This window comes from Methylobacterium sp., assembly GCF_019750675.1.
GTDB lineage: Bacteria > Pseudomonadota > Alphaproteobacteria > Rhizobiales > Beijerinckiaceae > Methylobacterium.
Genome location: NZ_JAIEOF010000432.1, coordinates 1 through 11372, shown reverse-complemented (window position 1 = coordinate 11372; position 11372 = coordinate 1). Strand labels below are relative to the sequence as shown.

Annotated in this window: 12 protein-coding genes and 1 tRNA gene; 7 read left to right on the top strand and 6 right to left on the bottom strand. The window is 69.4% G+C overall.

Annotated elements, in window-relative coordinates; all coding sequences use genetic code 11:
* Positions 1–209: 209 nt before the first annotated feature.
* Positions 210–286: transfer RNA gene (locus K2X24_RS22665), tRNA-His, on the bottom strand.
* A 193-nt stretch (positions 287–479) separates the two neighbouring features.
* Between K2X24_RS22665 and K2X24_RS22660 the strand changes: the two genes are divergently transcribed.
* Positions 480–2324, top strand: a complete 1845-nt coding sequence (locus K2X24_RS22660; RefSeq protein WP_292501361.1) for a chloride channel protein — start codon at positions 480–482, stop codon at positions 2322–2324.
* A gap of 175 nt (positions 2325–2499) precedes the next feature.
* Here K2X24_RS22660 and K2X24_RS22655 read toward each other — a convergent pair whose 3' ends face one another.
* The 3 genes from K2X24_RS22655 to K2X24_RS22645 form a co-directional block, all read right to left on the bottom strand.
* Positions 2500–3837 (bottom strand): MFS family transporter, encoded by a 1338-nt coding sequence (locus K2X24_RS22655; RefSeq protein ID WP_292501359.1) that lies wholly within the window; start codon positions 3835–3837, stop codon positions 2500–2502.
* A 97-nt stretch (positions 3838–3934) separates the two neighbouring features.
* Complete coding sequence (locus K2X24_RS22650; protein ID WP_292501357.1) at positions 3935–4156, bottom strand: hypothetical protein; 222 nt, start codon at positions 4154–4156, stop codon at positions 3935–3937.
* A 271-nt stretch (positions 4157–4427) separates the two neighbouring features.
* Positions 4428–4847 (bottom strand): hypothetical protein, encoded by a 420-nt coding sequence (locus K2X24_RS22645; RefSeq protein ID WP_292501355.1) that lies wholly within the window; start codon positions 4845–4847, stop codon positions 4428–4430.
* 3 nt (positions 4848–4850) lie between these two features.
* On the opposite strand from K2X24_RS22645, the gene K2X24_RS22640 reads away from it, so the two are divergent.
* Complete coding sequence (locus tag K2X24_RS22640) at positions 4851–5063, top strand: DUF1236 domain-containing protein (protein ID WP_292501353.1); 213 nt, start codon at positions 4851–4853, stop codon at positions 5061–5063.
* Between the two features lie 58 nt (positions 5064–5121).
* Here K2X24_RS22640 and hrcA read toward each other — a convergent pair whose 3' ends face one another.
* Positions 5122–6177 carry a heat-inducible transcriptional repressor HrcA gene (hrcA, locus tag K2X24_RS22635; RefSeq protein WP_292501363.1) on the bottom strand — a complete coding sequence of 352 codons (1056 nt, stop codon included), beginning with the start codon at positions 6175–6177 and terminating at the stop codon, positions 5122–5124.
* A 284-nt stretch (positions 6178–6461) separates the two neighbouring features.
* On the opposite strand from hrcA, the gene K2X24_RS22630 reads away from it, so the two are divergent.
* From K2X24_RS22630 to hemW, 4 genes are all read left to right on the top strand, one after another.
* Entirely contained in the window at positions 6462–6776 is a 315-nt protein-coding gene (locus K2X24_RS22630) for a hypothetical protein (protein ID WP_292501352.1), read from the top strand.
* Positions 6777–6894: 118 nt separating this feature from the next.
* On the top strand, positions 6895–7611 hold the full coding sequence (gene rph, locus K2X24_RS22625) for a ribonuclease PH (protein WP_292501351.1): 717 nt from the start codon (positions 6895–6897) through the stop codon (positions 7609–7611).
* Positions 7608–8240: an RdgB/HAM1 family non-canonical purine NTP pyrophosphatase gene (gene rdgB, locus K2X24_RS22620; RefSeq protein WP_292501349.1), complete on the top strand. Its 633-nt coding sequence runs from the start codon at positions 7608–7610 to the stop codon at positions 8238–8240. Before rph ends, rdgB begins: the two co-directional genes overlap by 4 nt.
* A gap of 63 nt (positions 8241–8303) precedes the next feature.
* On the top strand, positions 8304–9482 hold the full coding sequence (gene hemW, locus K2X24_RS22615; RefSeq protein ID WP_292501347.1) for a radical SAM family heme chaperone HemW: 1179 nt from the start codon (positions 8304–8306) through the stop codon (positions 9480–9482).
* Positions 9483–9495: 13 nt separating this feature from the next.
* Here the strand turns inward: hemW and K2X24_RS22610 are convergent, their stop codons facing one another.
* A complete protein-coding gene (locus K2X24_RS22610; RefSeq protein ID WP_292501345.1) occupies positions 9496–10740 on the bottom strand; it encodes a penicillin-binding protein activator in 1245 nt (414 codons plus the stop codon).
* A gap of 120 nt (positions 10741–10860) precedes the next feature.
* Here K2X24_RS22610 and K2X24_RS22605 point away from each other — a divergent pair.
* A partial coding sequence (locus K2X24_RS22605) for an SAM-dependent methyltransferase (protein ID WP_292501344.1) occupies positions 10861–11372 on the top strand: 512 nt, incomplete at its 3' end.

Genomic DNA, 11372 nt, shown 5'->3' with positions numbered 1-11372 from the left:
GCGACCCAACCCCGTTCCCTGGCAACGGATTGAGATTAGCTTGACAGATGTGGCGACAACACGGCCCAGTTTGGGGCAATCCCGTGGCAACTTCGCCACGGTGTCGAGAGCGTTTCGGCACATCGCCGACGATGACGATGCGCTCGAACGCAGAAAGCGGCCATGCGATGCACGGCCGCCGTGACAGCGTCATGATACGTAAGGAATAATGGTACCACTGCCCCGGCTCGAACGGGGGACCTCTTGATCCACAATCAAGCGCTCTAACCAACTGAGCTACAGCGGCACTGCGGGCGATCTATCCCGAGCCGCGCCGCATTTCAACCCGCCTTCGGCGGATCGACGGCAAAAGTGTGCGCTATCCCCACCCGGGGACGTGCCCGCTTGGCGGTCGACGCAGGGACTCCGGTCAGGCTAAGCAGGGCGAGGGTCCGCCTTCCATGCGCGCTCCTCCCGGCCCCCGCCTCCGACACCGGTCGATGCCACCACAACCCGTCCCGTCCCGCCCGCCGATCGCCCGACAGGTCCTCGTGCAGGCGCCCGGACACCTGCGCGCCCTGGTTCGCGGCAGCGAGATCGGCCTGATCGTGCTCGCCGCCCTGATCGGGTGCTGCGGCGGCGCGGCGGTGGCGGCGATGAGTCAGGCGACGCAGGTCATGCGCGAGTTGCTGTACGGGTTGCCGCCCGGACTCCGTCTCAGTGCGGCCACCGACCTTCCGGTCCTCGTGCTGCTCCTGGCGCCGGCATTCGGCGGCATCCTGCTCGCGCTGTTCAACCTCGCCCTGCGCTGGCGCGGCCGCCCCCGCCGCGCCGTCGTCGACCCCATCGAGGCGAACGCGCTGCATGGCGGCCGGATGTCGATCCGCGATTCCGCGATCGTGGTCATGCAGAACACGATCTCCAACGGCAGCGGCATCTCGGTGGGGATGGAGGCGGCCTACACGCAGTTCTGTGCCGGGCTGGCCTCGCGCCTCGGCCTGTCCTTCGAACTGCGCCGGGCCGACCAGCGCACCCTGGTCGGCTGCGGCGCGGCGGCCGCCATCGCGGCGGCGTTCGGCGCGCCGCTGACGGGTGCGTTCTACGCCTTCGAACTCATCATCGGCACCTACTCCATCGCGACATTGACCCCGGTCGTCGTGGCCGCCCTGTGCGGGAGCGTCGTCGCCCGCGCCCTGGTGGCGCAGACCTCCCTCGTCACCGTCGAGCGGGCGGACGCCATCACCACGACGATGCTCACGCCCCTCGACACGGTGCCGAGTCTCGCCCTCGGCCTGATCTGCGCCGGGCTCGGCATCCTCATCATGCGCGGGGTGACGCTGGTGGAGGCGGCGTTCCGCGCCACGCGCTTGCCGACGCTGTGCGTTCCGGTCCTCGGCGGGCTCTGTGTCGGCGGACTGGCGCTCCTCGCCTCGCCGCAGATCCTCTCCGGGGGGCACGGGGCGCTGCACCTGCACCTCGACGCACACGGCACCACCCTCGGTCTCTCCGCTCTTGTCCTTCTGTTCGTCGCCAAGGCGACCGCCTCCGCGATCTCCATCGGGTCGGGCTTCCGCGGGGGTCTGTTCTTCGCCTCGCTGTTCCTCGGGGCGATCGCGGGCGAGATCTTCGCCGCCGGGATGCCGCTGATCCTGCCCGGCCTTGCCGCCTTCGGGCTGACCCCGCTCGCCTACGCGGTGATCGGCATGAGCGCCCTGGCGGTCGCGGTGATCGGCGGGCCGCTGACCATGACGTTCCTCGCCCTCGAACTCACCGGGAGCTTCCCGATCACCGGCCTCGTCCTCGTCGCGGTGATCGCCTCGTCCCTGACGGTGCGCAAGACCTTCGGCTACTCCTTCGCCACCTGGCGCTTCCACCTGCGCGGCGAGAGCATCCGCAGCGCGCACGACGTCGGCTGGATCCGCACCCTGACGGTGGGCAAGCTGATGCGCCGCGAGGTGCCGATGGCCCCCCTCGACCAGACGCTGCCGGCCTTCCTGCGCAAGCACCCCCTCGGTTCGCCCTCGCGAGTGGTGATGGTGGACGGGGAGGGGCGTTACGCCGGCATCATCCTGGTGCCGGAGGCGCATGCCGCCCTGCGTGAGGCCGAGGACGGCTCACCGGACCTTGCCGCCCTGTTGCGCCACACGGCCGACGTTCTCACCGCCGACATGAACGCCAAGATCGCCACGGCGATCTTCGACCGGACCGAGAGCGAGGCCCTGGCGGTGGTCGAAGACCTGAAGAGCCGCAAGGTCATCGGCTTCCTCACCGAGAGCCACACCCTGAAGCGCTACAGCGAGGAACTGGACCGGCAGCGCCGGGCGGTCCTCGGCGAGACGGGCTGAAGTCGTCAGGTCAACCTCGTGGTCTGCCGACGAGGCGCGCGGCCATACGATCCGCCGACGGCGTTCGCGTTCGCGGGACCAGCGAAGGCGAATCGAAGCGCGGTCGTGACGGGATGAAAAAAGCACGCGGTGCGTCGGCGCCGCGTGCTTTCGGAGTGTCGGAGGAAGGGTCTGCTCAGGCCGCCGAGAGGCGGGTCTTACGCGTCAGCGCCTCCTCGACGGTGCCGTCGCCGTCGAGGTATCCGTGCCGCTTCGGGTTCGGCATGATCAGCGAGCCGATGAAGGCGATGCCGAGCATGATCGTCACGTACCAGAAGAACGTGCTCTCGGAGCCGATCTGCTTGAGATACAGGGCGACCGCCTCGGCGGTGCCGCCGAACAGCGAGTTGGCGATGGCGTAGGAGAGGCCGACGCCCAGCGCCCGCACCTGGGTCGGGAACAGCTCCGCTTTCACGATGCCGCTGATGCCCGTGTAGAAGCTGATGACGATCAACCCGATCATGATCAGCGCAAAGGACAGGACCGCGTTCTGCGTGGAGCCGATGGCCGTCATCAGCGGCACCACCATCAGGGTGCCAAGGCCGCTGTAGAGCAGCATATTCGCCTTGCGACCGATCCGGTCGGAGAGCCAACCGAAGAACGGCTGGATGATCATGTAGACGAACAGTGCGGCGGTGGAGATCTGCGAGGCCGTGACCTTGTCGATATGCGCCGTGTTGAAGAGATACTTCGGCATGTAGGTCGTGAAGGTATAGAAGCTCAGCGAGCCGCCGGCGGTGTAGGCCAGCACCACGCAGAAGGCGCGCCAATGCTTGAACAGGGCCGAGAAGGTCCCGGAATCCTTGTTGGCCATGTCCTCCTTGGTGGCGGTCTCGTCGAGGGACGAGCGCAGGTAGAGCGCGACCACCGCCGCGATGGCGCCGATGACGAAGGGAATGCGCCAGCCCCAGGCCGTGAGCTCCTGGGCGGTGAGGAAGCTCTGCAGGATGATCAGCACGAGCGAGGCGAGGAGCTGGCCACCGATCAGGGTGACGTACTGGAACGAGGCGAAGAAGCCACGCCGGCCCTTCACGGCGATCTCGCTCATGTAGGTGGCGCTGGTGCCGTATTCGCCGCCCACCGACAGGCCCTGGATCATCCGCGCGAGGAGCAGCAGGGCCGGGGCGAGATGTCCGACCGTGGCGTAGGTCGGCAGGATCGCGATCATCAACGACCCGGCGCACATCATCAGCACCGAGATCAGCATCGAGGTCTTGCGGCCGAGGCGGTCGGCGATACGGCCGAACAGCCATCCGCCGATCGGGCGCATGAAGAAACCGACCGCGAAGACCGCCGCCGATTTCAAAAGCTGGCTGGTGTCATCGCCCTCGGGAAAGAAGACCGGCGCGAAGTAGAGCGCGAAGAAAGCGTAGCAATAGAAATCGAACCACTCGACGAGATTGCCGGACGACGAGGCGACGATCGCCTTGATCCGACGGCGGTTGTCGGCGGCTTCGTCCGCCCTGAGTGCCATGCTTTCGGCCCCACCTGTCATCCGTCTCACCCCTGTGTGCTCGGCGAGGCCGTTCCGTGGCCCGCTTTGCGCCGGACGTTACTGCGTGAGACGGATTTCACAAGGGCTGCCAGCGGGTTGCTGGCCAGAGCCAAGATATCGATGAAACCAGCCTGTTGAAGAGCTCGCTTTGAGCTTGGCCGGACGTCGAGAATAGGTTCCGAGCGCCGCGTGGAAAGATCAGCGCAAGAAAGCCGGGAACGGTTTCTCGAAGATCCTCGTTGCGGGTGGCATCGGCGTCGAGCGGCGTCTGGCACAACGAGAACGGATTCGATTCCATGAACAAGCTCTTGCGGAGCACGGTGACGGCGGCGGCGTTGGTGATTGGTGCGGCGAGCGCATTCGCGCAGGGTGGCCCCGGTGGTGGCGCCGGCGGTGCCGGTGGTGGAGCTGGCGGTGCTGCGGGCGGCGGCGCCGGGGGCGGTGCCGGGATGGGTGCGGGCGGTGGCGCTGGAGCGGGCGGTGGTGCCGGCGGTGGCGGAATGCGTGGTGGCGCGGGCGGCGGTGAGGCCGGCGGAGCCGGAATGCGCGGCGGTGCCGGTGGTCCGGAGTCAGGGGCCGGTCCGGCCGGTGGTGCTCAGCGCGGCGGGGCCGAAGGACCCGGTGGCCGTGGTGCAGAGGGTGGAGCAGGCCGCCAGGATGGCCGTCCCGGTTCGGCGGCCGGAGAGCGCGGTGGCCGCGAGGATGGTGGCGCGGCCACGCGAGACGGCCGGAGCGACCGCGACGGCAAGGCGGATCGCGATGGCAAGGGCGATCGTGACGGCAAGATGGATCGTGACGGCAAGGCCGATCGCGACGGCAAGATGGATCGCGACGGTAAGGCGGATCGCGGCGGCCGGATGGACCGGGACGAGCGCGGTGGCCGGGCCGACCGCGAGGGCAGGGGGGCTCGAGGCGACCGTGGCGATCGCGGTGCCGTCCGGGGTGCCTATGGCCGACTCGGCGCGCCGCAGCGCACGGAATTCCGTCAAAGCGTGTTCCGTCGCGGGGTACCGCGCCTCGCCGCCGGAGCGTTCGCCCTCACGGTCGGCACGGCCATCGCCCGCAGCTACACCCTCTATGACCTGCCGCCGGACATCGTCCGGATCGCGCCGGAGTACGAGGATTACCGCTACGTGCTGGTGGATGACGACATCGTCATCGTCGATCCAGACACCTACGAGATCGTGGACGTGATCCGCGGCTGATCCACTCGAGCAGACTGTTGGGGGGCGGGGCTTCGGCTCCGCCCCTTTGCGTTTCGCCTCAGCGTTTGCGTTCGAGGAGACCTGAGACGACCCTGGCGGTATAGTCGACCATCGGCACGATGCGGGCATAGTTCAGCCGCGTCGGGCCGATGACGCCGACGACGCCCACGATCTTCTGGGACCCATCGCGAAAAGGCGCCGCGATCATCGACGAGCCGGACAGCGAGAACAGCTTGTTTTCCGAGCCGATGAAGATGCGTACGCCCTCGCCGCCCTCGGCGCGCGACAGCAGTTCGATCACGTCCTTCTGGGTCTCGAGGTCGTTGAACAGCAGGCGAATGCGGTCGAGGTCCTCGGCCGCGCGAAGGTCGTCGAGGAGGTTGGCCTGGCCGCGCACGATGAGTTGGCGGGCATCCGAGGGGCCGACGCTGACGGCGAGGCCTGCATCGACGAGGCGCTCAGTGATGGCGTCGAGTTCGCGCTTCATCGCCTGCCGGCCCGACTCGATCTCGGCCCGCAGCGTCCCGAGGGTCCGGCCCTGCAGCCGGGCGTTCAGGTAGTTCGAGGCCTCCTGCAGGGCGCTGGCCGGCAGGCCCGGCGGCAGGTCGAGGAGGCGGTTCTCCACCGACCCGTCGTCGGAGACGAGCACGACCAGGGCCCGGGTGGGGTCCAGGCGCACGAACTCGATGTGCTTGAGATGGACGTTGGTCTTCGTGGTGAGCACAACCCCGGCGCCGCGCGAGATGCCGGAGAGCAGCATCGAGGCCTCGGCGAGGGCGGAATCGAAGGTGTGGCCCGAGGCGGCCGCGCGCATCTGCGCCTCGATCCGCTCCTGCTCCTCGCGGCCGACATCCCCGAGTTCGAGCATGGCGTCGACGAAGAAGCGCAGGCCCTGCTCGGTGGGAAGACGCCCGGCGGAGGCGTGCGGTGCGAAGATGAGGCCGGAATGCTCCAGATCCGCCATCACGTTGCGGATCGAGGCCGGCGACAGGGCCATCGGCAGGATGCGGGCGAGATTGCGCGAGCCGACCGGCTCGCCGGTCGAGAGATAGCTCTCGACGATCTGTCGGAAGATTTCGCGCGAGCGTTCGTTCAGCGCACTGAGCACCTGCATCTGCTGCGATGACGAGAAGGGGCGGGCGGGCTCTGTCACGGTCTGTTCCTGAAGCCTGATTGTGACCGGCCGGCGTCGTGAAGACAATGCCGCCGGCGATCGCCGCACAGCGACGAAGGCGTGAGCACAGCCATGCCTCCATCCTGATCCCGTCGCGCGTCAAGCAAAGAAACCGTGCTCCGGCATGAGACCGTTTGGCGGTTCGATTCGTTGGCACTGCTCATCGTCCGGTCACGGGCGCTGACGACGATCGTCGAAACGTGTCCTCCAGGAGTGATTGCCCCATGAGAACCTCAGCCCGGTCCGGTCTGATCCGATCCCTCGCCATCGTGCTCGCTCTCGTCGGCATGACCCTGTTCGGGGCTCCCCAGGGTGCCCAGGCCGCCCCGGCCATCGTGTCCACCGAAGTCGCCGGGCCGGCCGCCGGCCTTACCGAGGTTCAGTACGGCCGCCACTGGCACCATCGCGGGGGTCGCGGTTTCCGCCATCACCATCACCATCGCGGCCGGCACTTCGGCCATCATCACCGCCGCCATTTCGGCCACCATTTCGGTCATCGCCACGGCCATCACTTCGGCCATCGCCGCTACCGCTACTGAGCCCTTCGGTGGTCCGGGCCGCTTCACGGGCGGCCCGGACCATTCGCAGCCTCGCTTGCCGTGCTGGGCTCAGGCCCGTAAAGCCCGCTCCCGACCCTCAATCGAGAAGGAGAGCGGCATGCGGCCCTCGAAGCGCGGACACGACGAGTTGCGCACCGTCACTTTGGAGCGCGCCGTCTCCCGCCATGCCGAGGGGTCCTGCCTCGTCAGCTTCGGCGACACCAGGGTCCTCTGCACGGCCTCCCTGGAGGAGCGCGGCCCCGGCTGGCTGCGAGGCTCCGGCAAGGGCTGGGTCACGGCCGAATACGCCATGCTGCCCCGTGCCACGCATGAGCGCACCCGTCGCGAGGTGACCTCCGGAAAGCCGTCCGGCCGGACCCAGGAGATCCAACGTCTCATCGGCCGGTCGCTCCGCGCCGTCACCAACCTGCCGGCCATCGGCGAGCGCCAGATCACCGTCGATTGCGACGTGATCCAGGCCGACGGCGGCACGCGCACCGCCGCGATTACCGGGGCCTGGGTCGCCCTGCACGACTGCTTCACCTGGATGCGCGGCCGTTCGATCATCTCGGTCGATCCCCTGCGCGACCACGTGGCGGCGGTGTCCTGTGGCATCTACAAGGGCAAGCCCGTCCTCGACCTCGACTACGCCGAGGATTCCGGCGCCGAGACCGACGCCAATTTCGTCATCACCGGCTCCGGCGGTCTGGTCGAGGTGCAGGGCACCGCCGAGGGCAAGCCGTTCTCGGAGGACGAACTCCTCGAGCTGCTGCGTCTGGCCAAGGGCGGCATCCACGCCCTCGTCGCGCTCCAGAAGCAGGCGGTCGGCCAATGAGCGGGCACCGCATCCTCAGAGGCCGCGTCGTCATCGCGACCCACAATGCCGGCAAGCTCGTGGAGATGCGCGAATTGCTGGCGCCCTTCGGCGTCGATGCCGTCTCGGCCGGTGAACTCGGGCTGTCCGAGCCCGACGAGACCGGAACGATGTTCGCCGAGAACGCCGCCATCAAGGCGCTCGCCGCCGCGACGGCCTCGGGGCTGCCGGCCTTCGCCGATGATTCCGGGCTCTGCGTCAATGCGCTCGACGGAGCGCCGGGGCTGTTCTCCGCGCGCTGGGCCGGCCCGTCCAAGGACTTTTCCGGTGCCATGGCGCGCATCGCCTCCGAACTCGACAAGCGCGGGGCCATCACCCGGCGGGCGCACTTCGTCTCTGCCCTGGTGATCGCCTGGCCGGACGGCCACACAGAGACCTTCGAGGGCCGGGTCTTCGGCGAGCTCGTGGAACCACGCGGCGCGAGCGGGTTCGGCTACGACCCGATGTTCCTCCCCGACGGCTACGACCGGACCTTCGGCGAGATCTCCTCTGAGGAGAAGCACGGCGTCGATTGGCAGACCGGCGACGCCCTATCGCACCGCGCCCGTGCGTTCGTGCTCCTGGCGCAGGCCTGCCTGCGGCGTCCGTGAAACGGGCGCCGGGGTTGCCAAGTGCCCCCCCGGCGCGCACATCCGCCCCATGACGTGCGCCCCATGACCGAACCGACAGGCCCGGACCATCCGACCCGCGACGCGGGCTTCGGGGTCTATGTCCACTGGCCCTTCTGCGCCTCGAAGTGCCCATACTGCGACTTTAACAGCCATGTGCGCCACGCGCCCGTGGACGAGGTCCGGTTCCTGAAGGCCTTCCAGACCGAGATCGCCCATGTGGCCGCGCGCACGCCGGGTCGCACCGTGTCGAGCATCTTCCTCGGCGGCGGCACGCCCTCGCTGATGCAGCCCGCCACCGTCGCCGGTCTTCTCGACGCGATCGGGCAAGCCTGGGGCGTCGCGCCCGGTGTCGAGGTCACCCTGGAGGCGAACCCGACCAGCGTCGAGGCGACCCGATTCCGCGGCTACCGCTCCGCCGGCGTCAACCGCGTCTCCCTCGGCGTCCAGGCCATGGACGACGCGTCTCTGAAGCAGCTTGGACGCCTGCATAGCGCGGCCGAGGCGATGGCGGCCGTGGCGGTCGCGGCGGCGCATTTCGATCGTTACTCCTTCGACCTCATCTACGCGCGTCCGAACCAAAGCCCGGCCGCGTGGCGGGCCGAACTCGAGGGCGCCATCGCCCGCGCGGCCGAACACCTGTCGCTCTACCAACTCACCATCGAGCCCGGCACGCCGTTCTACGGGCTTGCCGCCGCCGGCAAGTTGGTACCGCCCGACGACGATTCCGCGCGCGCGCTCTACGACGTGACGCAGGAGGTCTGCGACCGGGCCGGACTCCGGGCTTACGAGATCTCGAACCATGCCCGGGCCGGCGCGGAATCGCGGCATAATCTGCTGTACTGGCGGTACGGCGAGTATGCGGGCATCGGCCCCGGCGCGCATGGTCGCCTCGTGACCGAGAACGGCCGTCTGGGAACGGTCACCGAGCGGGCGCCGGAAGCCTGGCTCGCCCGCGTCGAGCGGGACGGCCACGGCATCGTCGAGACCGAGACGCTGGCGCCATCCGATCAGGGCGACGAGTTCCTGATGATGGGCCTGCGCCTGCGCGAGGGCATCGACCCCGACCGTTACGCGGCCCTGAAGGGCCGTGCCCTCGATCCGGCGCGCATCGCCGATCTCGTCGGAGAGGGCCTGATCGCTGCCAGCCCAGACGGCCGCATCGCCGCGACGCCCGCCGGAGCGCCGGTCCTCAACGCCGTCGTTGCGGCACTTGCCGCCTGATCTTGCCGCTTGATCAGGTGCCCGAGGGGCCGAGGGTGCGCGGCGCCGGGCTGACGACGGCGGGGGCGCCGCTGCGGATCTCGTAGATCGCCAGGGCGCGGTCGCTCGGGCCGTCCGGCCGGAACCGGAAGGTGCCGTCGATCCCCGAGAAGCCGGAGGGGTTGGTGAGGGTGGTGTCGGCGAAGCGCTGCGAGCCGTATTGCCGCGACAGGGCCGCGAGGAGCGAGACGGCGTCGTAGGCGAGCGTCGCCACGCGGGGCGGCGTGCTGCCGAAGCGTGCCTGATAGCGCTGCGCGAAGCCGTTGAAGCCCGCGGCATCGGGTGCGGCGTACCAGCCGCCCTGGAGGGCCGGCAGGGCATAGACCCGCGGATCGCCCCACACCGCCGTCCCGATTGGGCGGACGCGGGACGGCGAGAAACCCACCTTGGCCAGCGCCGCCGCCGCCGCGCCGAGGCCATCCGGGGTGTCGGGCAGGAACAGGGCATCGGCCTGGGCGCCCGGCCCGGTGATCAGGCTCGAAAGCCGCGCGACGGCTGCTCCGGGATTGCCGGCCGGGTAACGCTCGATGGCCACGAGGCGGGCCCCCTTGCGCGCCACCGCTTCGCGGAACTGCGCCTCCACGGCGTTGCCGTAGGCGGTTTCGGGGATCATCGCCGCGAAGGATTTGCGTCCGGATGCCACGGACTCGTCCACGATCCGGTCGACCTCCGCCTGCGGCAGGAAGCTGAGCAGATAGGTCCCGCGCGCGGCGACTCCCGCATCGGTGGAGAAGGCGATGAGCGGCTTGCCGGCGGACCGGATCACGGTCGCGGCCGCCTGGACGTTAGTGGCAAAGAGCGGACCGAGCACGAGTTCGACCCCGTCCGCGACGGCCGATTGTGCCGCGTCGCGGGCCCCCTCCGGCGACCCGCGATCGTCCTTCACCAGGATCTGCAGATCCGGCTTCTGGAAATCCTCGATCGCGAGTTCGGCGGCGTTGCGCATCGCGGTACCCACGGCCGAGCCCGGCCCGGAGAGCGGCACGATGAGCGCGACCTTGACCGAGCCGGTTCCGATCCGGCTTCCCGCCACGGGGGGCGGTGCGTCCGGGGAGGGCGCGTCAGCGAGCGCGGTGGTCGGAACGGATTCGCGCGCGACGCGAGCCCCGCCATCGGGACCTCCTACGCAGGCGGCCAGGGCGCCGACCAGCAACGCACCCGCCGCGGCCGGCGCGAACCATCGCGCGGGTCCGGTTCGCCGCCTGTTCGTGCACGCCATCGAAGGCCCCCCTGTCGCCGGCAGACGACCCACGCTTAAAGTCTAGATCCCAAAAGTAAATGTGAGCTGACCCCGTCCGGCGCATTCCGCCGGGGGGGTGGAACGTGGCAAGGTCCCGCCATGACGCAGAAGACCGACACCCGGCCCCGGCGCCGACGCGACCCGGCGGATGCGGGCACGAAGCCGCCCGCGACCTTCACCGCTTTCGGGCTCGCGGCCGAAGCGGAGGCCATCGAACCCGGGCTGCACGTGGTTGCGACGCCGATCGGCAACCTCAAGGACGTCTCGTTCCGCGCCCTCGCGACGCTGGCCGCCGCCGATGCGGTCCTGGCCGAGGACACCCGTGTCACCCGCACCCTCTTGATGCATTACGGGATCACCACGCCGCTGGTGGCCTATCACGAGCATTCGAACGCGGCGGTGCGCGAACGGATGGTCGCGCGCATGCTCGCCGGGGAAGCCCTGGCGCTGGTCTCGGACGCGGGCACGCCGCTGGTCTCCGATCCCGGCTTCAAGCTGGTCCAGGCCGCCATCGAGGCCGGGGTGCTGATCACCCCGATTCCCGGACCCTCGGCGGTGATGACCGCGATCGTGGCGGCAGGCCTGCCGACGGACCGCTTCTTCTTCGAGGG

Bases quoted from the DNA above. Each gene is read 5' to 3' on its own strand.
- K2X24_RS22660 (WP_292501361.1), top strand. From the start codon at position 480: ATGCCACCACAACCCGTCCCGTCCCGCCCGCCGATCGCCCGACAGGTC.
- K2X24_RS22655 (WP_292501359.1), bottom strand. From the start codon at position 3,837: ATGGCACTCAGGGCGGACGAAGCCGCCGACAACCGCCGTCGGATCAAG.
- K2X24_RS22650 (WP_292501357.1), bottom strand. From the start codon at position 4,156: ATGGAATCGAATCCGTTCTCGTTGTGCCAGACGCCGCTCGACGCCGAT.
- hrcA (WP_292501363.1), bottom strand. From the start codon at position 6,177: ATGCAGGTGCTCAGTGCGCTGAACGAACGCTCGCGCGAAATCTTCCGA.
- K2X24_RS22630 (WP_292501352.1), top strand. From the start codon at position 6,462: ATGAGAACCTCAGCCCGGTCCGGTCTGATCCGATCCCTCGCCATCGTG.
- rph (WP_292501351.1), top strand. From the start codon at position 6,895: ATGCGGCCCTCGAAGCGCGGACACGACGAGTTGCGCACCGTCACTTTG.
- rdgB (WP_292501349.1), top strand. From the start codon at position 7,608: ATGAGCGGGCACCGCATCCTCAGAGGCCGCGTCGTCATCGCGACCCAC.
- hemW (WP_292501347.1), top strand. From the start codon at position 8,304: ATGACCGAACCGACAGGCCCGGACCATCCGACCCGCGACGCGGGCTTC.
- K2X24_RS22610 (WP_292501345.1), bottom strand. From the start codon at position 10,740: ATGGCGTGCACGAACAGGCGGCGAACCGGACCCGCGCGATGGTTCGCG.